Genomic DNA, 21,483 nt, shown 5'->3' with positions numbered 1-21,483 from the left:
TTATGCCGGTTATGTGTAGGGGCTGTTGATCGTAAAAGTGACGCGGTTTGTGTGCATCAAAAACAGTGAACAATAGATTGGCTGGTCGTTTGATGTAAAAGCTGTTTTATCGATTTCAAACAGCGCATCCCCGATATCGCAGTCTAAGTATTTGCTTTCCTCTTGTTGGGCATATACAACGTTTAATAGTTTCGTATTGTGAGTAGGCACGACTTGATACCGCTGCTTTAACATATCATGCATGGACACGCCGTCCGCAATAAAGGCATCAATGCCGGGAAACAAATCCAGCGGATAATGTGTCACTTCAAAGGTGAGCGGCTGGTCATCGTTATATAAAATCCGTTTTAATTCAACGACAGGGCGCTCAGGATTGATTTTCAGCTTTTCGGCAATGGGTTTCGCCGCTGAAATGATCGCATGGGACAGCACTTGATGCTTCGGTTTTTTGCCGGTTGATTCCATAAATTCCGAGTAGCCGTTTACTGCGATCAGCTCCCGTTTTAATTTAGGGCTTTTCACGAACGTTCCCTTTCCTTGCTGCCTGATTAAGTAGCCTTCTTCGACCAAATCGAGAATGGCTTTCCTGACGGTAATGCGGCTGACATTATACTTGCTGCAAAGTTCGCTCTCGGTAGGCAGCTTGGCGGTGGGGGAATATACGCCCTTCTTGATGTCATCGGTGATGATTTGTTTTAGCTGAATGTATAAAGGTGTAGAACTTCCGTTGTTTAACAAAAGGTAGCCTCCTTTTAACCAATTATTCATATTATAATGTATTATGATGTTATAATACAAATTTACATTTTTTATTTTAGAAATATAGCAAAAATGGGAATCGATTACTCTAAAAATAACAGAAAGACCTGGTTGTTTCCAGTGACGAAATAACAGACGAAAAGATTGGGGGAAATGTCTGATGGCTTCATTAACATTTGAGCATGTCAAAAAATCATACCATTCCCAATTCACGGTGAAGGACTTTGATTTAGATGTAAAGGATAAGGAGCTTTTGGTGCTGGTGGGACCGTCAGGATGCGGAAAATCGACCACGCTGCGAATGGTGGCGGGGCTGGAAAGCATCTCTGAAGGCAGCCTCCTCATTGATGGGGAACGGGTCAATGATCTTTCGCCGAAAGAACGTGATATTGCGATGGTATTCCAAAACTACGCGCTTTATCCGCATATGACGGTTTTTGATAATATGGCGTTTGGATTAAAGCTTAGAAAGATGCCGAAACAGGAAATCGCCGAGCGGGTTCATGCGGCAGCGAAAATTTTAGAGATTGAGCATTTGCTGAAGAGAAAACCGAAGGCGCTCTCCGGCGGACAGCGGCAAAGGGTGGCGCTTGGCAGATCGATTGTGAGGGAGCCGAAGGTCTTTTTAATGGACGAGCCGCTTTCCAATCTGGACGCGAAGCTGAGAGTGACGATGCGGACAGAAATCAGCAAGCTGCACCAGCGTTTAGAGGCAACTATCATATATGTCACGCATGACCAGACCGAAGCGATGACAATGGGCGATCGGATTGTCGTGATGAACGAAGGGGAAATCCAGCAAGTGGCGAAACCGCATGACATCTATCATTACCCGGCAAATCTGTTTGTTGCGGGTTTTATCGGCTCCCCGGGAATGAATGTTTTGAAAGGCGTGATAGAAGAGCAGCATGGCGAGCTGTTTTTCACAAACCCTTCGATCCGGCTTCATATTCCTGAAGAAAAAGCGAAGCGGCTGAAGGAAAAGGGATATGCCGGAGAACAGATGATTGCCGGCGTTAGGCCGGAGCATATCACACAATTAACAGGACATGATCAGCTGTTTGATGCAGTGCTGAAAGCGAAGGTGGAAGTGAATGAGAATTTGGGATCAGAGCTGATTGTACATGTCACGGCAGGAGATGAGCGGCTTACGGTCCGTCTAGATGGAAACACGCGAATCGCCGCAGGCGATTCGATCCAGCTGGCAGTGAAAATGGATCACGTCGTTTTTTTCGATGCGGAGACGGAAGAGGCTGTGTATTAGGAAAGGTGCTCCCTAGCAGGAGCACCTTTTTCTTACGGCCAAATGTCGTCTGCCCATTCAGGGTGGTCGATAAATGGATTGCGGTTGTGCTGATATTTCTCATAAATGATTTCGTTTCTTTTCCGCTCGCGGTCGTCAACCGGGTCCTGCCTATTCCATTCGAGCAGGACAGATTTCTTTCCGTGATAAGGGGCTGAGCCGTTGCCAGTTTTATCATTCAGTTCAAGATCAGGGTATCCGTCATCACCTTCGTAACGGACAGCCATGTAAAACAGCATGCGGGCGACATCGCCTTTCACATCATCGCGGGGCTCCCATGAATCTCCATCATCATAATTCCCAGGCGCTTTCGCATGTTCTGTGCCGCCGTTGTCAAAATCCTTATTTCCTCTGGCACTGTTGACTTGGACATCAGCTGGGCGTAAATGATGAATATCTGTGCCAGGCCCCTTGCTTGTGCCAAAATTGCCATGGGATTTCGCCCAAACGTGCTCGCGGTTCCAATCGCCGACATTGCCGCCATTCAAGTTTTTCGACCGCGATTCATTCGTGTAGAGCAAGATGACGTTATTTGGGTTTCTCGGGTCTTCATCAGTTTCTTTCAGCGCGTTCCATACTTCGCTGTAGGACAGCGTCTTGTGTCCGCTGATGATGTGATGCAGAGCGCTTTTTAGCGATTCACCTGTCTTTCCTTCTGTCCCTTTATAATAGGTATCTGTGTCAGCATAGGGTGCAGCCGGAGCGGCTAACGAAAGAAGGCCCCCGTTTCCTGATGGGGAAGCGGCCAATCGGTCATTCAGGCTTAATACGGTTTGCGTGTTTGCTGAAGCGGCGGGCGCAAACCATCCGGAAATCAGTAACACCAAGACGAGCGGCAGAAACCTTGCCATTTTTGTCATCACTTGCCCTCCTTTTATCAGATCATGAGATCATGTCTATTATCTAAAATTCAAATAAAGGATAGAAGTGTTATTTTGTATATTTTTCATTAACATTGTAAATGAGTCCCTTTGGAGGAGGTGGATATCCACTGTGCCAATATCTTAAGGCCTAGTTTTTGCTTCAGCTGGGATTTGGCAAGGTGTCTGTTTCTTCTTCAATTCCGCAAAATTGTAAAGCATCCCCACATTCATGATGACTTGGGGGTGGATACTGTGCCTAAAAAATAAACGTTTTTTTGGTTAATATGCCAATGAACTATCGAGTTCCTCCTTCTATAATGAAGTCACCATAACGGCCAGAGGGGGGAGTACATGGAAAAGCAGAAGCTTTCAGTCAAAAACAGCATCACAGATTATATTGAATGGCTCGCCCAATACGGCGCATCTGCGGACGGCGGCGTAACGAGGCTTTTGTACACAAAAGAGTGGATGGACGCGCAGCTCGCAGTCAAAACGGAAATGTCTTCATTCGGGTTTGAAACAAGATTCGATGATGTCGGCAATGTGTTTGGAAGGCTTTCAGGCACCGAGTCCCCGGATGAGGTCATTTTAACCGGGTCACATATCGATACCGTCATCAATGGCGGAAAGTATGACGGCGCTTACGGCGTTCTTGCGGCCATGCTGGCGATCAAGCAGCTCAAAGAAACGTACGGAGCACCGAGAAAAACACTCGAAGCGGTCTCCTTATGCGAGGAGGAGGGCAGCCGTTTTCCAATGACCTATTGGGGATCGGGGAATATGACGGGTGTTTTTTCTGGACAGGATGCAGAAGAGCCGAGAGACGAATCAGGTGTTTCTCTGCAAACAGCGATGTATGAGTGCGGTTTTGGTAAAGGGGTGTATCAGGCTCCCCGCAGAACAGATATCAGCGCCTTTGTCGAGCTTCATATTGAACAGGGGCAGACGTTGGAAATGTCAGTCCGGGATCTTGGCATCGTAACAAGTATTGCGGGGCAGAGGCGATATCTCGTCACGCTTGAGGGGGAATGTAACCACGCGGGAACCACTTCTATGAAATGGCGCAAGGACCCGCTTGCAGCCAGCAGCCGCATCATTCATGAGCTGCTGCTGCGGTCGGAGGAGCAGCCGGATGAGCTCCGCCTGACATGCGGAAAGATAACGGCAGAGCCCAATGTGGCCAATGTTATACCGGGCCGCGTACAGTTTTCAATCGATATTCGCCATCAGCATCAGCACGTGCTCGAGCAATTTCATGACAACATGGCTGCTGTGATCAACAGCATTTGCCATCAAAAAGGGATTCGCGCCGATATTGATGAATATATGCAGATAGAGCCTGTGCCGATGGACGAAAGGCTGAAGGCTGCGGCTCTTGAAACAGCGGCAGAAAACGGCATCAGCTGCGAGGAAATGGTGAGCGGAGCAGGGCATGACGCGCAAATGATCGGAAGACGCTATCCGGCTTGTATGCTGTTCGTGCCAAGCCGCGGCGGCATCAGCCACTCACCGAAGGAGTACACCTCAGCCAGTCAGCTTGAGATCGGTGTCCGCGCATTGGCTGATTTATTATACAAACTGGCTTACTGATAAAGGGAGGAATGGCTGTGTCAGGCAGAAAAGAACTATGTACCCCGTTAAGAACGATTATGACGCCGGGGCCTGTGGAGGTAGATCCGCGTGTCTTAAGAGTGATGAGCACCCCGGTTGTCGGCCAATTTGATCCGGCGTTTACGGGTATCATGAATGAAACAATGGAAATGCTCCGGGAGCTGTTTCAAACGAAAAACCGCTGGGCATACCCAATTGACGGCACTTCACGGGCGGGAATCGAAGCGGTTCTTGCGAGTGTGATCGAGCCGGAAGATGACGTGCTCATTCCCATTTATGGGCGCTTCGGTTATTTGCTGACTGAAATTGCTGAGCGGTATGGGGCAAATGTTCACACGCTTGAGTGTGAATGGGGAACGGTTTTTGATCCGGATGATATCATACGGGAAATGAAAAAAGTAAAGCCAAAAATTGTGGCAATGGTGCATGGGGAAACATCGACAGGGCGGATTCACCCGCTGAAAGCAATCGGCGAAGCCTGCCGAGCCCAGGATGCATTGTTTATTGTCGATGCAGTTGCGACGATTGGCGGCTGCGAGGTCAAAGTCGATGATTGGAACATTGACGCAGCCATCGGCGGCACGCAAAAATGTTTGTCTGTTCCATCGGGAATGGCGCCGATTACATATAATGAGCGGGTGGCGGATGTGATTGCGGCGCGTAAAAAGGTAGAGCGTGGGATTGCGACACAAGCGGACAGGGCGGCGCTTTCGGGAAACCGGCCGATCACAAGCAATTATTTTGATTTAAGCCAGCTTGAGGATTATTGGAGCGAAAGACGGCTCAATCATCATACTGAAGCAACGACGATGCTGTACGCCTTGCGTGAGGGTGTCAGGCTTACGCTTGAAGAAGGTCTTGAAGCCCGTTTTGAGCGGCATCGCCGCCATGAGGCCGCATTAGCAGCAGGGATTAGGGCCATGGGGCTGAAGCTATTTGGAGATGACAGCTGCAAAATGCCTGTTGTCACCTGTGTAGAAATCCCCGGCGGCATTGACGGCGAGTCTGTCCGCCACATGCTGTTGGCGCAATTCGGCATCGAAATCGCCAGCTCATTCGGCCCGCTGGCGGGGAAAATCTGGAGAATCGGAACGATGGGTTACAGCTGCAGAAAAGAAAACGTGCTGTTCGTGCTTGCCGGGTTAGAGGCTATGCTGCTGAGACATGGCGCAGGGATCGAAGCGGGAAAAGCGCTCCAAGCGGCGCTTGATGTGTATGAAAACGCCGGCCGCCAGACAGCGGTATAAAGAAAAGCTTGCGGGAACGCCGCAAGCTTTTTTAGCCGGAGGACGATATGTCTGGGGCATGGGAGCTGGATGCAACGGCATGATTCATATTCATGCGGAGCGAATCACTCAGGAAAAAAGGCAGTACTTTGCTAGAGTGAGTGACTGCCTTCATTCAGGCAAAACTGTCACAGCCGTTACGAAGCTTGACGCCTGAAACCGTATCTAGCTGCCAGCGTTATTTTTGAAGGATCCTAAGTACTTCCTTTGGTTCCTCCTCTTATCAATTATTAACACCAGCCAATAAACCTATAAGACTCAAAACAATAGTTATAGCAAGGAAACCCCAGACTAACGCAGCGAAAGGAGTGTTCATTCCCATGCCTTCTTTCCATTTGGAAGTTCGGCTTGTTCTGAACTTTCCTAGCTGAGTACATAACATTACATTTAACAATACTGATATGACAAGTGCTGTTACTAAATATAAATTCAAACCCATCAACCTTTCTTTTAAGCTTCCTCTAGAGTAATCGATAAACAAATTATGTTTTTTCAAATATAGATTATGACGTTGTTACAAAGAGTTTGATAAAAGGAGCAGTGTAAAACAATTTGCGTTTTTTTGCGGACAGTGGCGATTACGAGCAAGCGGAAGTATTCATGAAGCAGGCTGTGGAGATAACAGAAAAAGAAAAGCTTACAAACTTGCCACATTCTTTATTTTCTTATGCAAAAATCCTTTTTAAACAAGGAAAAATGAATGAAGCTGTCCAAATAAGTAAGAAAGGGTTGTCAGCAGCTCTTTATCAAGGTGATGAGCTTTTCGCAAAGTTACAGAGTTATTTAAAAGCTCTTTACGTCGATGCGGTGGATCAACATGGAGTGAATCAAACCATAGAATACTTAGAAAAGAATAAAAACTATTCGTATGTTGAAGACATTGCCTGTGAGACCGCAGCTGCTTATGCAAACTCAAAAGAATTTGAAACATCCTATGTTTATCATCAGAAAATGGTTGAAACTCAAACACAAATTCAAAGGGGAGAATGCCTGTATGACTTTTAAAAAGAGGTTAAGCATTATCCTAGGTTTGTCATTTGTTTTAGTATGTGGTTTCGGTACAGACTTTACAAAGAACCAAACTCAAAACATATTTCATATTGCTTCAGATCGTCTTCAAACCTGAAAAAACGATGAGTCCTATAATTCCTTCTAAAACGGAGGGTCTTTTTTATGTCTAAACACAATTGAATTTGAAACATATTTGCCCAGTACAGAAACGTTCCCAGGTATGAGTTGTAATCACATAGCAAAACGCCATAAAAACTTCTTATGGCGTCTGTCGAACAGGAGGTGCTCACACACGGAGGAGTTAGGCAAAGTTACCGAAGAAAGAAGCTCCGACAATGATGAACAAAATGAATAGCACTACGATCAAAGCGAAGGAGCTGCCATATCCATTTGAGTAACCCATATTGCCACCTCCTATCGTGAGGATAGTGAAAGAAATGCCAGACGATCATTTTCGACATAGAGTTAGGTCTAAAAAAGAAAAAATGAATATTGTGTCTAAATGTGTACACAGAATGCAATTAATCCCGCTTGAACACGCAGCAATGGCTTGTTGGTCAGAAAAATCTGCACTCGGTCTGACGTAGACATAGAAAAAGGAAGAAGGGAGTTTATGCTGGAATGGCGGAATTTTGCAGGATGAGAAAAGTGGAGCGGGAAAAGGAAATCCGACTGTGGAAAGCGGGATTTCTAAATGGAAAAATGTCAGATCCTTCTTACAGGCTATTATTCTGAAAAATTAATGATTGTATTGGGTGACCCTATACTTTAGAATGACTAATTATATTCTGAAAATTTAATCAGGGGTGGACTTATGAAAACGATCGGTCTTATTGGCGGAATGAGTTGGGAATCTTCAGCTGAGTATTATCGAATGATCAATGAGGAGATAAAAAAGAAATTAGGGGGGCTGCATTCGGCAAAGTGCATTTTATACAGTGTTAATTTTAATGAGATTGAACACTATCAGTCCGAAGGGGCTTGGGATAAAGCAGGTGCAGCCTTAGGGGAAGCAGCGAGATCAATAGAAAAAGCCGGTGCAGACTTTATAGTAATCTGTACAAATACGATGCATAAAGTAATTGCCTATATCCAAGAAATGATCACTATCCCTATTTTACATATTGCAGATGCAACTGCCGATCAAATCACTAGGCAAGGGATTCGTTCAGTAGGATTACTTGGTACTAAATATACGATGGAACAAGATTTTTATAAATCACGTATTGAGTCTCACAATATCAATGTCATTGTGCCTACTGATGAGGAAAGAGATGTAATCAATGATATTATTTATCAAGAACTGTGTTTAGGTGAAATCAAACAATCGTCCAAAAATATGTATAAGAAGATTATCAATCATTTGGTGGATAGAGGTGCAAAAGGGATTATTCTCGGATGCACTGAAATTGGATTATTGGTAAAAGCAGAGGATTCTGAAGTGCCATTATTTGATACGGCTTTCATCCATGCTCATAGCGCAGCGCGTACATCTCTTTCGATTTAGCTGTGTGTTGTCAAGTGAAAAGGGATGTTAGAAAAGGCGTACATGTCGGTCTGGGCGTAACCCAACTTGGAAAAAGGAAGCCCGCCTCACCGGCGGGCTTCCTTCTTCTTAACTCCCCCTATACACCTGACGGCGACAGCAAAAGCGGGATATGATAATTCGCATCTGGATCTGCAAGCTGAAAACGGACGGTGATAATAGGGGAAAATGGATACAGTAGCCGAAAAAGACAGGTGTTATTGCTGAAAGTGACGAAAAACGATTCAGTTTGTAAGAGAATATGACAAACATTAGCTGATCAGCCGCTGCATCCGTAAGGCAAGCCGCAAACGCATTGTCGTTTCAGGATCTTTTAAGCTTTTGCCCAGAAGCTCCTCGCATTTTTCAAGGCGGTAGATGACCGTATTGCGATGGACGTAAAGGCGTTTTGCCGTCTCGGAAATTTGGCAGTGTGTCTCTAGATAGACAGACAGCGTATGAAGCAGGCTTTGATCCTCCTGCTGTTTTTCAGCGAGGCTTTGAAGCGTAGAGTTGTAAAATTTCTTCAAATCCTCAACCGGGAGCAGGCGGAGAAGCTCAGGCACATCTTTTGCGTGATACACCTGAATAAACGACGTGCTTCTTGACAAATGCCCTGATTGCAGAGCGTCTGAAGCTTCGGTGAACGCGTCGGGAACATCAATGAGCCTTTGGCATATATTGCTGATGCCAAAGGACACAGTCCGTTTACATTGAGCGTTGACTTGTGCTTGGAACTGCTCTAAAAAGCTGATCACCGAGGCGTGCATTTCACTCCAGCTGTCTGTCGCCTCAATCAGAATAATGCCGACATTTCCTTTCATAAAAAAGTGGGGCGGAAACGGGAAGGCTGATAATTCGCCTTCAAGAAACTCGAATACGCCATCGGAGGCGAGCTGATTTTCTGTAAAGCTGATTGATTCATCATTCCGGTCAAGTTTTCCCGCAATGCACATGTATTTTTGATCCCAGCGCAGCCTAAATTCCTTCGCCCGGCTTTTGATTTCATCGTCTGAAGAAAATGACCGCTCAATAAAATTGCTGAAAAACTCATTGCGCGCCCGCCGGCCGTATTGCTTCAGCGCATTTTCCTTCAGCAGTTCAAATGAAATCACGTTGGCCGCTTGTTCTATGGTGAGAATCAACCCTTTGTCGCCAGCCTGCACCATATCCGGTATCAGCAGGTAGCCGCAGTTTTTTTCGTGATTATAAATAGGAAGAACAGAATAGGTTTTTTGATTCGAGAGCATAGAGAAACAAGTGAAAAACGGCCCTGATATCGTATGTAGGGTTCCTTTCAGCTTTTCGGTTTCAAATGAAATCTGATGGGACGCAGACAGCATGTTGGCATGCTGGTCAAGTAGCAGCACAGGAAGCTGAAGGAGGTCTGATACCTTTTTGAGGAGAGATTGCAGCCCCTTGCCGCTCATAATGTGGTTTGTGAATTTTTTGTGCGCGTAAATGGCTTGCTGCAGCTCGTTAGAACGCATATCAAGGATGTGGCTGAGTGTTGCATTCACAATATCGCCGAGGCGGATGTGTTCTGGTAGCTCAATGATCGGAAACGCGTATGAATCGGCCAGCTCGATAATTTCTTTTGGGATATCCTCCAGGTAGCGTTTTGTTTTAATGCCGAGGCCCGCGCAGCCGCGTTTTGCCATTTGCTGAATCAGTTCAGATAACTGGTGCGGATGATCCTTCAAGTGATATGCGGTGGTGACGAGCAATTCATTCTTATGCAGAAAGTCTGCGATATCCGGAGCGTCCATCATATTGACATGCTGAACCTCTCTTTCTCCTCCTGCTTTTCCAGCGATTAAATGGGCGTTTTCATAAGCCGGTATTTTCATCACATCAAAAATATTCATTTGGCATTCTCCTTTTCTATCAAAACATTGGTTAAGATGAATAATTTTCAAGAGGAATTCTAGCGGTTCTGCTGATGTAATACGATCATAGTAGCAGTAAACTGTTGAAAATAGAATGGATTGTGTTACATAAACTGACATAAAAAATCGTCAACCTGACATGGGGGTATGATAATGGCTTACGATATGGTGATAAAAGGTGCGAAGGCAGTTACGCCAGACGGCGTGAAAGAAGCTGATATTGCGGTTCAAAATGGTGTCATTGCCGAGATTGGAATTGCCATTGAAGCAAACGGGGCAGAAACGATCCAGGCAAATGGACAATATGTGTTTCCGGGTGCGATAGACTGCCATGTTCATTTCAATGAACCGGGCAGAGAGGACTGGGAGGGGTTTGAAACAGGTTCGAGAATGATGGCAGCAGGCGGCTGCACCACTTATTTTGATATGCCGCTCAATTGCATCCCATCAACCGTGACGGCAGAACATCTTCTCGCAAAAGCTGAACTGGGCAGGCGAAAATCAGCCGTGGATTTTGCGCTATGGGGAGGCCTCGTGCCCGGCCATATTGATGACATCCGCCCAATGGCTGAAGCAGGTGCGATCGGATTTAAAGCGTTTTTATCAAGATCAGGCACAGACGAGTTCCGCTCTGTTGATGAACGAACCTTGCTCAAAGGCATGACAGAAATCGCGGCTGCAGGAAAAATCCTCGCTCTTCACGCGGAGAGCGACGCAATCACAAGCTATTTGCAGATGGTTTTGGCTAATCAAGGAAAGGTGGATGCGGATGCGTATGTTGCCTCCCGCTCGGAGGAAGCTGAAGCTGAAGCGGTGTATCGCACGATTCAGTATGCGAAGGTGACAGGCTGTCCGGTTCATTTCGTCCATATCAGCACGGCGAAAGCGGTTCGGCTGATCAGGGAGGCGAAACAGGAAGGGCTTGATGTTTCGCTCGAAACATGCCCGCATTATGTCTTGTTCAGCCATGACGCTTTACGGGAAAAGGGCTCTGTCGCGAAATGCGCGCCGCCGCTCCGTTCACAGCAATCAAAGGAGGCGCTGATCGAGGCGCTCATTGCGGGGCATATTGACATGGTCTCCTCAGACCACTCTCCTTGCCGTCCGTCCTTAAAGCGGGAGGATAATTTGTTTTTATCATGGGGCGGAATCAGCGGCGGGCAGTTCACTTTGTTAGGGATGCTGGAACTTGCGCTTGAGCATCAGATATCGTTTGAAACCATCGCTGAATGGACAGCGGCGGCACCTGCGAAACGTTTCGGCCTTCAGCAAAAAGGGCGGCTTGAAGCGGGGTGTGATGCGGATTTTGTGCTCGTCACTATGGAGCCGTACACTGTCACAAGAGAATCGATGTTTGCAAAGCATAAGCTAAGCCTTTACGAAGGACATACATTTCCCTGCCGCATTTCGGCCACATACAGTAAAGGCCGGTGTGTCTACAGTGATGGGGAGATAGTCAGCGGAATTGACGGAGCGCTGGTCGTCCCATTGTAAATAAACCCGGCAGATTTATGTTGCCGGGGTTTTTTCCTCTAGTTTTTCTTCGATAAAGTCCACAGTAAGTCTGATTCCATCTTCTTTTTCAATAAGAGCGGCAGCTTCAGATGCACGTTGAGAATACGTATGGTTGGAGACCAGTTCGTTGATTCTGGAAATGAAGGCTTCAACTGACATCTCTTTTTCTTTCAGAGGGGCGGCAGCTGCTCCAATGTCTCGCATCTTTCTAGCCCAAAAAGGCTGATCACCAGAGAATGGGCAGATCACCATAGGTTTGCCGGCCTTCAATGCCGCGGCCGTAGTCCCAGCCCCTCCGTGATGAATGACAGCTCGTGATCGAGGAAAAATCCAACTGTGAGGAATGGAGTTGGATGTAAAAATATGGGTCGAAGCTGTCATCTGTTTAATCCCGCTCCACCCCGTCAGCAAAATGGCACGCTGCCCGGTTTCTTTGAATGCTAGCTGAAGCATGTTCACAATGTGATCAGGGTTTCGTAATGGCATACTGCTAAAGCTAACGGTAAAAGGAGGCGGTCCCGGTTCTAAAAAGCGCGAGAGCTCAGGTGGAGGGGTCCAGTCATCTTCAGCTAAAAACCAGAATCCTTGCATCGAAACACGGCCTTTCCATTGTTGGTCAAAGGGAATGATGGAAGGACTGCACCCATACAGAATAGGGATGTGCTTTCCATTCAGTACGGAATCATCTTGAAAAACAGAACGTTTATCGGGCAGGCCGAGCGTCTCATGTCTCCACTTGTTAATCAGCGAAAAAAACGCTGCGGTCATTAATCGATTGATTTGAAAACTGGCCCTGTTAAGCGTTCCGCTTCGCATGGCGAATGGCAAGACAGGATTAGTAAACTGGCGGGTGGGAGCTATAACAGGAACCGGATGAGCGATAAAGGCAGGAATGGGCAGGGCTTCGGCGAGATCATATCCGCCAAATACTTTTGGATGATAAATGATTGCCTCTGCATCTATAGAGGCGGCCCATATATCGTCTAACATTTGTTCCATCATCGGATAAATGACGGTTTTCATCTGGCTGACAATGGATAGCGGATTTCCTTTCAGCATGTTTTTTCCTTCTTCTGATTGCGTCAAATCTGCGTAATCGGCTCTGATTGCTGAAAAGGAGAGCCTGTTTTTCTCGGCTAGATCTTTGAACGAGCCTTCGGTGCAAATCTGCACATGATGTCCGCGTCTTGATAATTCTTTTCCTAATGCGATAAAAGGCTGTACATCGCCCCTCGTACCGATCGTCAGCAGGTTAATTTTCATCATTCGCCTCCAGAATGTCATTCATTACCACTAATTTATCACACATAAGCACCTATCAGTTTTTAAAATGGAATCAACGTGGTATCTTTTTTTAAAGGAGGCGAAGGAATTGGAACATGTCACATACATACTCAAACAATCTTGGTCGCGCCATACGAGCTCCAAATGGACCGAAGAATGCCCGGCATGCGGCCAACGCGGTGTGACGGCGTTGGTGATTCAGGATCAATTCGGCGGCGCCATTTTTAAAACAAAAGTCGGTGAGAGCTGGCATTTTTATAACTGCATCAACGGCGTGGTGTATGACTTTACGAGTGAACAGTTTCAAGCGCCGATTGACTATCAGCATATCCCTTCCTCAAGAGAAGAAGCGTTTCTAGATACGAATGAGGAACAATACCTGCATCTTCGTTCAGCGTTTTCTCTCCATATGAACAGCATTTCCGAGGAAACCTGAAAACACGTGTGATAAACTGGGAGAGAGGTGAATGAATGTGATTTATATCGGACTGACGGGATGGGGGGATCATGACAGCATTTACCCGCCGAAAACGCCCAGCCAGAAAAAATTGCAGGCCTATTCCTCCCATTTTCCGATCGTTGAATTAGACGCGAGTTTTTATGCCATTCAGCCAGCGCGAAATAATGAAAAATGGGTGAAGGAAACGCCGGAAACCTTCCAATTTATCGTGAAAGCGTATCAGGGCATGACGGGGCATCAGCGCGGCGGCATTCCCTTTGACTCAAAAGAGGAGATGTTTGACGCGTTTAAGGTGTCGTTAACGCCATATGTACATAGCAATAAACTCGCCATGGTGCTGTTTCAATTTCCGCCGTGGTTTGACTGCAAGAAGGAGAATGTCGCTTATTTGAGATGGTGCAAGCGCCAAATGGGCGATATCCCATGTGCGCTTGAATTCAGGAATCGCTCCTGGTTTTCGCCGCCATTTTATGAGCAGACACTTTCATTTATGAAAGAGGAAGGCTGGATTCACAGTGTCTGTGATGAACCGCAAATCGGAGAAGGCAGTGTGCCGACTGTGCTGCGCGCGACCGATGAAAACAAAACACTCGTCAGGTTTCACGGGCGCAACAAGCAGGGTTGGATGAAGCCCGATGGCGGGAAAAACTGGCGGGAGGTCAGGTACTTATACCGCTACAACCAACAGGAACTGACGGATTGGAAACAGCACCTGAATGAATTGCAGCGGCAATGTAAGGATGTTTTTGTCCTATTCAACAACAATTCCGGCGGAGACGCCGCGGATAACGGCAAGCAGATGCTTGAACTGCTTGAGATCGAGTATGGCGGACTTGCGCCGAGACAGCTCGATTTATTTTAGAAAAGAGGTTTTTACTGATGTCGTTTGTGATTTTGGCCGTATTGGGGTTAGTTGCAGGTACGGTAGGAAGCCTGATTGGACTTGGCGGCGGAATTGTCATCGTGCCGTCTCTGATGTTTTTGAGCACAGTGACGCCGCTGTTTCAAGATGTGACACCGCAGATCGCGATTGGGACTTCGCTTTTGGTCATTATTTTTACGGGTCTTTCTTCAACTTTGGCTTATATTAAATATAAAACCGTTGATTATAAAAGCGGACTCATATTCTTTATTGGTTCAGGTCCCGGGAGCTTGATCGGGGCTTATGTGTCAAAGCTGTTTAATTCAAACTCGTTTTCCATTTGGTTTGGCATTTTTATGATTTTGATTTCATTGAGCCTAATGCTGAAAGCGAAAGCCCGGCCGATCAACAAAGCCCATAAAGGAATAATTCGGACATTCCAGGATGAGGACGGTGAGCCGTATACGTACTCCTATCAGGCCCCTGTCGGCATTGCGATCGCCTTTGTTGTCGGCTTTTTAGGCGGGCTGTTCGGAATAGGCGGCGGATCGCTGATGGTTCCGGCGATGATGCTGTTATTTCTGTTCCCACCGAAGGTTGCGGTGGCAACGTCCATGTTTATTATATTCCTGTCCTCAATGACAGGGTCTGTTTCACATATTATGTCCGGGCACGTCAATTGGCTGTACGCCCTCGCGCTTGTGCCAGGCGCTTGGTTCGGCGGAAAGCTTGGCGCCGCCATCAACAGAAAAATGCAGACGAAAACGATCGTCATGATCATGCGGATCGTATTGATTTTGATCGGATGCCAGCTCATTTATGAAGGCATTTTCAGCTGAACGATTAGGGAGAGATAATATGAAGGAGAAGCTCCGCTTATATCATACCAATGATTTGCACAGCCATTTTGAAAACTGGCCGAAAATTGTAGATTATATCGAGCAGAAAAGAAAAGAGCATCAATCAGACAGCGAAGAGACGCTCGTTTTTGATATTGGCGATCATCTTGATCGTTTTCATTTCGTAACAGAGGCGACTTCCGGAAAAGCGAATGTCGATCTGTTAAACCGTCTTCATATTGATGGAGCGGCAATTGGCAATAATGAAGGGATCACGCTTCCGCATGAAGAGCTCGCTGCCTTATATGATCATGCTGAATTTCCCGTTATCGTCTCCAATCTGTATGACAAAAACGGGAACCGGCCGTCCTGGGCGGTTCCTTACCATATCAAATCATTGAGAAACGGCATGTCCATCGCCTTTTTAGGCGTAACAGTGCCGTATTATCCCGTCTATGACAAGCTGGGATGGACAGTAACCGATGCCCTTGAAAGCGTAAAGGGAGCCATTCAGGAAGTGAAAGGCCAGGCTGATATCATCGTGCTCCTATCGCATTTAGGCATTCTTGATGATCAGGAAGTGGCTGAGGCGGTGCCAGAGATTGACGTGATCCTTGAATCACACACCCATCATTTGCTTGAAGATGGACAAGTGGTTAACGGTGTTTTGCTTGCCAGCGCAGAGAAATACGGGCATTATGTCGGCTGTGTGGAAATGACAATCGACAGCGTAGAGCGAAGCATTATCAGCAAAACAGCGTCTGTGCAGAACATGGCGGAATGGACGGGAGAATCCGCAGAAACAAAAGTGTTTCTTCGTGAACAAGCACGTGAAGCCGAAGATAAGCTGTCCGAAGCCGTTGCGGAGCTTGCGCAAGACGCTGAGGTGAAGTGGTTTGAAGAATCAGAGCTGCCTTTGCTGTTGGCATTCGCGCTAAAGGAATGGTGCGGGACGGACATCAGCATGGTGAATTCCGGTGTCATTCTCGGTCCGCTGAAAGCGGGTCCTGTGACAAAGCTGGATCTGCACCGCATCTGTCCTCATCCGATCAACCCGGTGGCTGTCCGCCTGACGGGAGAAGAACTGAAAGAGACCATTGTCCACGCCGCTTCCGAACAAATGGAGCAGCTCCGGATTAAAGGGCTCGGCTTCCGCGGAGAAGTAATGGGGAAAATGGTGTACGCGGGTGTTGATGTAGAAACAATACGGCTGGATGACGGGATAACTCATGTCACACGCGTCACACTGAACGGTGAAGAGATTGATAAACATAAACAATACTCTGTTGCCGTGCTAGACATGTTTACGCTCGGCAGACTGTTCCCGATCATCCGCGACGCCGCAGACAAAGAATATTTCATGCCGGAATTTTTGCGGGATCTGCTCGCTTGGAAGCTCGCGCAATAAGGCGGTCAGCCCACAACAAGCTCTGCCCTTCATCATAAAGTGATGAATGAAGGGAGAGGTTGACGTGGTAAATCTGACACCAATCATGATAGAAGAACAGCCTTTTACAGCTGTGACAGTAAAGCTTCCAAAAACAAATTTTATGGCCGTCACTAATGATCATGGATACATTATGTGCGGGGCGCTTGATGTGGCGCTGCTGAATGAAAAATTAAAGGAGCGGGGCATAGTGGCGGGGCGCGCAGTTGGGGTGCGCACCATTGACCAGCTGTTAGACGCACCTTTAGAATCCGTCACATATGCTGCGGAAGATCTCGGCATCCATGCCGGCATGAGCGGCAGAGAAGCGCTTTTGAAAATGGTGAAATAAAATAATTTGGCCCAGCTATTACTATGTCCCCTCTTACAAGCATACATTGTGATATGTAAGGGGGGATTTTCTTGCCAAGATACCGCGGCCCTTTTCGCAAGAGAGGACCTTTGCCTTTCCGGTACGTGCTGCTCTTGTCAGTTGCCTTTTTTATTCTTTCGACAACAGTCAGCCTTTGGATGATCAATAGCTCAATTAAACCTGTTTTAATGAGCATCGGCGAGATGGAAACGAAGCGTGTGGCAACAGAGGTAATCCAGGATTCGATTGAGGATTATATGTCTGACAGTGAAAATATGAAAGATATGTTTCAAATGAGCTCTGATGAAAACGGAAAATTAACGACAATTGATTTTAATACACAGGTTGTAAACAGCGTGAAAACAAAAGTGACAAAGCAGCTTCAGGCGCATCTGAAAGAGATGGAAACCCACACCGGGCACAGCGGCGCCAGTGAAAATATTATGATTAACATTCCGCTCGGACAGGTAACCGGCAACAGTCTGCTCGGAAACCTCGGGCCGAAAATCCCGGTCCGGTTCAATTTAATCGGTGACGCGTTTACAGATGTCAAAACCAAAATCAAGCCGTATGGCATTAATAATGCACTTATTGATATCAGCATCTTTGTCGAAATTAAAGTGAAGGTCATCATTCCGTTCGCAAGCAAAACCGCTGTCATCACAAATAATGTGCCTGTGTCGATTAAAGCAGTACAGGGCGAAGTGCCGCAGTTTTACAACGGAAGCGGCGGCTCAGGTGTCACCCCTTCTGTCCAGCTTCCAAGCAGCAAAGAAGAGGACAGTGCCGATGTGAAAAATGAAAAAAGCAACAAATAAGCCGCCTGTCCAAGAGGCGGCTTTTTCATTATTTCTTTTTTTTGTATTCATAACGCTCCCACGCTCTCAAATGCGGGTATGGATCAAATGACCATTCGGTTTTTCCATTATCTTTGTACATGCCGTAGTGAAGATGCGGCGGGAATTTTCCGGCGGTTCCCGGCGGGCCGTATCCTGAGCTGCCGACTGACCCGATCACTTGGCCGGGCTCAACGATTTGTCCTGTTTTTATCCCTTTGGCAAACCCATTAAGATGGGCAAAATAATGATAGTTATTTTTAATGTCTCTGATGCCGATTCTCCATCCTCCGAAGCGGTTCCAGCCCTTCATTTCAACTACGCCGTAACAGGTGGACCTGACAGGAAGGCCGTAATGGGCAAAGATATCCGTGCCTTCATGAATCCGTCTCCCTCCAAACCCGCGGGCATCTCCCCACGTGCTCCGATAGCTGTAATCGGTTCTGATTGGAAGCGGAAACGCATGCTCGCCCAGATCAATATGTCCGTAAGCTTTAAATAACTTCATGAATTCAGATATGATCCCGACTGTTTGATCACGCCTGTAATAATTCCAAAGCCCGATGCGGATGTTGTCCTCATCTGTGCCATACGACAGCAAGTATTGGCTGAATGTATACAAAATATCATCATCATTGCTGACCTCGGCTTTTCCGTCACCGTCACCATCCATTCCGATCCCGTCAAACACCTTAATGCTTAACGGCGCGTCATCTTTTGGATTCGGGTTTTCAGGGCCGCTCCAGATTTCATCGGGTATATAGATGCTGATGATGCCAGCTTTGTCAGGCAGGTCTTTTCGGTTGCTCCGCACATTTTCCTCGTATTGATCTACTGCGGCGAGCGCATACCAAGGAATCTGCGTTACAGCCTCGATTTTATGATATAATTCCATCCGTTTCGACAGTACTCGATCTGAAAGCTCTTTTCCAGATGCAGTAGGATCAAACGCAAACAAAAGGAGAAGAAGAGCGGATAAGAAAACTTTCACAACATAATCTCCTTTCATATTGAATACACATAGTTTGCGGCAAGCCGGCTTAAAAATGTCAGTAATCATCTTCCCTTGTCGAGAAATTTTTCCTATGGTAAAGTGTCTAAAGAAAAGACTTTCTTTAGTTAGATAACTATGACTTATGTTGCGGAAAAGAAATCTGCACCTTTCTCGTTTTCAGAATGTTTCGTGCCAGAAATTTGAGTATATTGGATATTGGAGATGATGGGAATTGGCAAAGAAAGACGAACACCTCAGAAAGCCCGAATGGCTCAAAATCAAATTAAATACAAATGAAAACTATACAGGGCTCAAAAAACTTATGCGGGAAAACAATCTGCATACCGTATGTGAAGAAGCTAAGTGCCCGAATATTCATGAATGCTGGGCGGTCAGACGTACAGCGACATTTATGATTTTAGGTTCTGTTTGTACTAGAGCATGCCGTTTCTGTGCGGTCAAAACGGGCCTTCCAACTGAGCTTGATCTGCAAGAGCCTGAACGCGTAGCGGATTCTGTCGCCCTTATGAACCTGAAACACGCGGTAATTACCGCTGTAGCGCGTGACGATCAGAAAGACGGCGGGGCTGGCGTTTTCGCGGAAACCGTTCGTGCGATCCGCAGAAAAAGCCCGTTCACGACAATTGAGGTGCTCCCGTCTGATATGGGCGGGAACTACGATAACCTGAAAACGTTGATGGATACACGCCCAGATATCCTGAATCACAATATCGAAACGGTTCGCCGCCTGACGCCAAGAATCCGCGCGCGCGCAACGTACGACCGTTCGCTGGAGTTTTTGCGCCGCGCGAAGGAAATGCAGCCTGATATTCCGACAAAATCAAGCATCATGATCGGACTTGGCGAAACGAAGGAAGAAATTATTGAAGTGATGGACGACCTCTTGGCAAACAACGTGGATATTATGGCAATTGGCCAATATCTCCAGCCGACGAAGAAACACTTGAAAGTCCAAAAATACTATCACCCTGATGAATTTGCAGAATTAAAGGAAATCGCGATGCAAAAAGGCTTTAGCCACTGCGAAGCCGGTCCGCTTGTCCGTTCTTCTTATCATGCGGATGAACAAGTGAACGAAGCATCTAAAAAGCGCCAAGCACAAGCGTAATGCCAAAACGCCAGATCATCTGGCGTTTTTGTCATTCCTATCGGTTTTCATGTCCTGGCGGGTTTCTCCGTTGGCATTTTCATTCTCTGAGACGGGGCTTCCTTGCGGGGAGGTTTTCATTTCTTGAATCGTCCCCGACATGATTTCTCTGATATCCCTTGAACCGGAGCCGAGATTTCTGAAATTTTCAATCGACTGCATATGGTTTGGATGATCGGAAATATACACATGATAGTAACGAGGAATCACTGAAGCGGCTGTTTTCTTCACCTGATCGGCCGTCAGCTCCCGGTTTTTGGTATCGGTTTTGTATACGACAAGCGCTTCTTGATCAGTCACCAGCGTTGCAGCCTCTTGAATATGGGGAAGCTGAACCGTTAAACTTGAGATGATGTGAGCGGTTTCTTCCCGTTTCATTACGGGGACCTCCTGTTGCTCGCCGTCGAATTGTTCTTTTTGATAGCGGACATAGCCAAATTGTTCGTTCTCATCATGCCGGTTAAAAGCCTCGTTGCGGTCGGACACATGAATGGGCCTGGTTTGGTTCTGCGTCTGATTTTGGGCAGTTTGCCCGGCATTATCAAACCCTTTGCCTCCGCACCCGGATAAAAGCCCGGTCAACAGGCACAGGCTGATTGCAGTTCGTTTCATTGTTAAATCCCTCCTCATGTGTAGGGTAGCCAAATCGCATGATTTATTCTTTAGCAATTGATGGGGACGGGGCAATGAATTATGATAGGAATGAGTGAAAAAGAGGTGAGATCATGATTCTTATTCAAAATGCCGAATTTGACCTGGTGCATAATGTCAAAGACGGCTTCAACGAAGAGGCTTTCAAAGCCCGCTACTCTGATATTTTAAATAAATACGATTATATTGTGGGAGACTGGGGATACGGCCAGCTCAGGCTCAAGGGCTTCTTTGACGACCAGAATCAAAAGGCAACCTTCGAAACGAAAATCAGCACACTAGATGAATACATTTACGAATACTGCAATTTCGGCTGTGCGTATTTTGTCTTGAAACGAATCAGAAAATAAACATACACAAAGGGGATGCTGTCATGTATTTTGTTGACAGAAATAAGATCGAGCAAACACTCGGGTTCTTTGAGCACCAGCTGGCGCTTTTCAACTCACAAAGAGACTGGCAGTCTGAAATCGAGAGAATGGCGCTCCAGCGTATAGGCCACCTGTTAATCGAGTGCATTCTGGATACTGGCAATGACATGATTGATGGTTTTATTATGCGGGACCCGGGCAGCTATGATGACATTATGGATATACTTGTTGATGAAAAAGTCGTCTCGGAACAAGAGGGAGCTGTGCTCAAGAAATTGATCGCCTACCGCAAAACACTGGTTCAGCAGTACCTGCTCGCTGACAGCGCCGAGCTTTACAGGCTGATCGCGGCTCATCAGACAGCTCTTCAAGCCTTCCCGAAACGGATCAGAAGCTACTTGGAAACAGAGCTTGGCCCTGTTTCCGCGTTTAAATAACAACTGGAAAGCCACAGGAG

22 protein-coding genes and 2 pseudogenes are annotated in these 21,483 nt (G+C 46.7%); 16 read left to right on the top strand and 8 right to left on the bottom strand.

The window, feature by feature from the left end; genetic code table 11:
- Positions 1–9: 9 nt before the first annotated feature.
- Positions 10–738 carry a transcriptional regulator FrlR gene (frlR, locus tag M1D98_RS15555; protein ID WP_268552391.1) on the bottom strand — a complete coding sequence of 243 codons (729 nt, stop codon included), beginning with the start codon at positions 736–738 and terminating at the stop codon, positions 10–12.
- Positions 739–919: 181 nt separating this feature from the next.
- Between frlR and M1D98_RS15550 the strand changes: the two genes are divergently transcribed.
- Positions 920–2,023: an ABC transporter ATP-binding protein gene (locus M1D98_RS15550; protein ID WP_456279700.1), complete on the top strand. Its 1,104-nt coding sequence runs from the start codon at positions 920–922 to the stop codon at positions 2,021–2,023.
- Positions 2,024–2,055: 32 nt separating this feature from the next.
- Here the strand turns inward: M1D98_RS15550 and M1D98_RS15545 are convergent, their stop codons facing one another.
- Positions 2,056–2,922, bottom strand: a complete 867-nt coding sequence (locus M1D98_RS15545; RefSeq protein WP_010329985.1) for an endonuclease I family protein — start codon at positions 2,920–2,922, stop codon at positions 2,056–2,058.
- A 354-nt stretch (positions 2,923–3,276) separates the two neighbouring features.
- On the opposite strand from M1D98_RS15545, the gene allC reads away from it, so the two are divergent.
- The 4 genes and pseudogenes from allC to M1D98_RS15525 form a co-directional block, all read left to right on the top strand.
- Entirely contained in the window at positions 3,277–4,515 is a 1,239-nt protein-coding gene (gene allC, locus M1D98_RS15540) for an allantoate deiminase (protein WP_268539357.1), read from the top strand.
- Between the two features lie 17 nt (positions 4,516–4,532).
- Entirely contained in the window at positions 4,533–5,783 is a 1,251-nt protein-coding gene (gene pucG / locus M1D98_RS15535; RefSeq protein ID WP_121643230.1) for a (S)-ureidoglycine--glyoxylate transaminase, read from the top strand.
- 52 nt (positions 5,784–5,835) lie between these two features.
- Positions 5,836–5,970: pseudogene (locus tag M1D98_RS15530) on the top strand (XdhC family protein); the annotation flags it as partial.
- Positions 5,971–6,383: 413 nt separating this feature from the next.
- A pseudogene (locus M1D98_RS15525) lies at positions 6,384–6,827 on the top strand (aspartate phosphatase); the annotation flags it as partial.
- A 307-nt stretch (positions 6,828–7,134) separates the two neighbouring features.
- Here the strand turns inward: M1D98_RS15525 and M1D98_RS15520 are convergent.
- Positions 7,135–7,236 (bottom strand): YjcZ family sporulation protein, encoded by a 102-nt coding sequence (locus M1D98_RS15520; protein WP_121643228.1) that lies wholly within the window; start codon positions 7,234–7,236, stop codon positions 7,135–7,137.
- Between the two features lie 411 nt (positions 7,237–7,647).
- Here M1D98_RS15520 and M1D98_RS15515 point away from each other — a divergent pair, with 411 nt between their 5' ends.
- Positions 7,648–8,340, top strand: coding sequence for an aspartate/glutamate racemase family protein (locus M1D98_RS15515; RefSeq protein ID WP_121643227.1), 693 nt, complete (start codon positions 7,648–7,650; stop codon positions 8,338–8,340).
- 118 nt (positions 8,341–8,458) lie between these two features.
- Here M1D98_RS15515 and M1D98_RS15510 read toward each other — a convergent pair whose 3' ends face one another.
- Positions 8,459–8,620, bottom strand: a complete 162-nt coding sequence (locus M1D98_RS15510) for a hydroxyisourate hydrolase (RefSeq protein ID WP_162985576.1) — start codon at positions 8,618–8,620, stop codon at positions 8,459–8,461.
- A 10-nt stretch (positions 8,621–8,630) separates the two neighbouring features.
- Positions 8,631–10,226: a purine catabolism transcriptional regulator PucR gene (pucR, locus tag M1D98_RS15505; protein ID WP_456279699.1), complete on the bottom strand. Its 1,596-nt coding sequence runs from the start codon at positions 10,224–10,226 to the stop codon at positions 8,631–8,633.
- A 174-nt stretch (positions 10,227–10,400) separates the two neighbouring features.
- On the opposite strand from pucR, the gene M1D98_RS15500 reads away from it, so the two are divergent.
- On the top strand, positions 10,401–11,741 hold the full coding sequence (locus M1D98_RS15500; RefSeq protein WP_456279698.1) for an allantoinase: 1,341 nt from the start codon (positions 10,401–10,403) through the stop codon (positions 11,739–11,741).
- A 15-nt stretch (positions 11,742–11,756) separates the two neighbouring features.
- Here the strand turns inward: M1D98_RS15500 and M1D98_RS15495 are convergent, their stop codons facing one another.
- A complete protein-coding gene (locus tag M1D98_RS15495; RefSeq protein WP_456279697.1) occupies positions 11,757–13,025 on the bottom strand; it encodes a glycosyltransferase in 1,269 nt (422 codons plus the stop codon).
- A gap of 109 nt (positions 13,026–13,134) precedes the next feature.
- Here M1D98_RS15495 and M1D98_RS15490 point away from each other — a divergent pair, with 109 nt between their 5' ends.
- The 6 genes from M1D98_RS15490 (at position 13,135) to yunB (ending at position 17,824) form a co-directional block, all read left to right on the top strand.
- Positions 13,135–13,482, top strand: coding sequence for a YunG family protein (locus M1D98_RS15490; RefSeq protein WP_268559482.1), 348 nt, complete (start codon positions 13,135–13,137; stop codon positions 13,480–13,482).
- 37 nt (positions 13,483–13,519) lie between these two features.
- The gene (locus M1D98_RS15485) at positions 13,520–14,368 is read left to right on the top strand and encodes a DUF72 domain-containing protein (protein WP_268559492.1); all 849 of its coding nucleotides are present in this window, start codon (positions 13,520–13,522) and stop codon (positions 14,366–14,368) included.
- 17 nt (positions 14,369–14,385) lie between these two features.
- Entirely contained in the window at positions 14,386–15,207 is an 822-nt protein-coding gene (locus M1D98_RS15480; RefSeq protein ID WP_268535757.1) for a sulfite exporter TauE/SafE family protein, read from the top strand.
- 19 nt (positions 15,208–15,226) lie between these two features.
- Positions 15,227–16,615 (top strand): bifunctional metallophosphatase/5'-nucleotidase, encoded by a 1,389-nt coding sequence (locus M1D98_RS15475; RefSeq protein WP_268559484.1) that lies wholly within the window; start codon positions 15,227–15,229, stop codon positions 16,613–16,615.
- A gap of 64 nt (positions 16,616–16,679) precedes the next feature.
- Positions 16,680–16,985, top strand: coding sequence for a YunC family protein (locus M1D98_RS15470; RefSeq protein ID WP_010329974.1), 306 nt, complete (start codon positions 16,680–16,682; stop codon positions 16,983–16,985).
- A 71-nt stretch (positions 16,986–17,056) separates the two neighbouring features.
- Entirely contained in the window at positions 17,057–17,824 is a 768-nt protein-coding gene (gene yunB, locus M1D98_RS15465) for a sporulation protein YunB (RefSeq protein ID WP_010329973.1), read from the top strand.
- A 28-nt stretch (positions 17,825–17,852) separates the two neighbouring features.
- On the opposite strand, the gene lytH is transcribed toward yunB, so the two are convergent.
- The gene (lytH, locus tag M1D98_RS15460; RefSeq protein ID WP_268559485.1) at positions 17,853–18,833 is read right to left on the bottom strand and encodes an L-Ala--D-Glu endopeptidase; all 981 of its coding nucleotides are present in this window, start codon (positions 18,831–18,833) and stop codon (positions 17,853–17,855) included.
- 235 nt (positions 18,834–19,068) lie between these two features.
- On the opposite strand from lytH, the gene lipA reads away from it, so the two are divergent.
- On the top strand, positions 19,069–19,965 hold the full coding sequence (lipA, locus tag M1D98_RS15455) for a lipoyl synthase (RefSeq protein ID WP_010329971.1): 897 nt from the start codon (positions 19,069–19,071) through the stop codon (positions 19,963–19,965).
- A 15-nt stretch (positions 19,966–19,980) separates the two neighbouring features.
- Here the strand turns inward: lipA and M1D98_RS15450 are convergent, their stop codons facing one another.
- Positions 19,981–20,616 (bottom strand): YhcN/YlaJ family sporulation lipoprotein, encoded by a 636-nt coding sequence (locus M1D98_RS15450; protein WP_268559486.1) that lies wholly within the window; start codon positions 20,614–20,616, stop codon positions 19,981–19,983.
- A gap of 113 nt (positions 20,617–20,729) precedes the next feature.
- Here M1D98_RS15450 and M1D98_RS15445 point away from each other — a divergent pair, with 113 nt between their 5' ends.
- Complete coding sequence (locus tag M1D98_RS15445; protein WP_010329969.1) at positions 20,730–21,005, top strand: YutD family protein; 276 nt, start codon at positions 20,730–20,732, stop codon at positions 21,003–21,005.
- 23 nt (positions 21,006–21,028) lie between these two features.
- Complete coding sequence (locus M1D98_RS15440) at positions 21,029–21,463, top strand: DUF86 domain-containing protein (protein WP_268559487.1); 435 nt, start codon at positions 21,029–21,031, stop codon at positions 21,461–21,463.
- Positions 21,464–21,483 lie beyond the last annotated feature (20 nt).

The sequence above is a fragment of the Bacillus sp. K7 genome (assembly GCF_053903245.1).
Note: the sequence above shows the minus strand (reverse complement) of the source record. Positions and strands in the feature narration are given on the sequence as shown.

Excerpts from the sequence above, each read along its gene's own strand:
- M1D98_RS15520 (WP_121643228.1), bottom strand. The coding sequence starts at position 7,236 with ATGGGTTACTCAAATGGATATGGCAGCTCCTTCGCTTTGATCGTAGTG.
- M1D98_RS15450 (WP_268559486.1), bottom strand. The coding sequence starts at position 20,616 with ATGAAACGAACTGCAATCAGCCTGTGCCTGTTGACCGGGCTTTTATCC.
- M1D98_RS15445 (WP_010329969.1), top strand. The coding sequence starts at position 20,730 with ATGATTCTTATTCAAAATGCCGAATTTGACCTGGTGCATAATGTCAAA.
- M1D98_RS15495 (WP_456279697.1), bottom strand. The coding sequence starts at position 13,025 with ATGAAAATTAACCTGCTGACGATCGGTACGAGGGGCGATGTACAGCCT.
- M1D98_RS15545 (WP_010329985.1), bottom strand. The coding sequence starts at position 2,922 with ATGACAAAAATGGCAAGGTTTCTGCCGCTCGTCTTGGTGTTACTGATT.
- M1D98_RS15500 (WP_456279698.1), top strand. The coding sequence starts at position 10,401 with ATGGCTTACGATATGGTGATAAAAGGTGCGAAGGCAGTTACGCCAGAC.
- pucR (WP_456279699.1), bottom strand. The coding sequence starts at position 10,226 with ATGAATATTTTTGATGTGATGAAAATACCGGCTTATGAAAACGCCCAT.
- M1D98_RS15440 (WP_268559487.1), top strand. The coding sequence starts at position 21,029 with ATGTATTTTGTTGACAGAAATAAGATCGAGCAAACACTCGGGTTCTTT.
- M1D98_RS15550 (WP_456279700.1), top strand. The coding sequence starts at position 920 with ATGGCTTCATTAACATTTGAGCATGTCAAAAAATCATACCATTCCCAA.
- M1D98_RS15515 (WP_121643227.1), top strand. The coding sequence starts at position 7,648 with ATGAAAACGATCGGTCTTATTGGCGGAATGAGTTGGGAATCTTCAGCT.
- M1D98_RS15475 (WP_268559484.1), top strand. The coding sequence starts at position 15,227 with ATGAAGGAGAAGCTCCGCTTATATCATACCAATGATTTGCACAGCCAT.
- M1D98_RS15480 (WP_268535757.1), top strand. The coding sequence starts at position 14,386 with ATGTCGTTTGTGATTTTGGCCGTATTGGGGTTAGTTGCAGGTACGGTA.
- allC (WP_268539357.1), top strand. The coding sequence starts at position 3,277 with ATGGAAAAGCAGAAGCTTTCAGTCAAAAACAGCATCACAGATTATATT.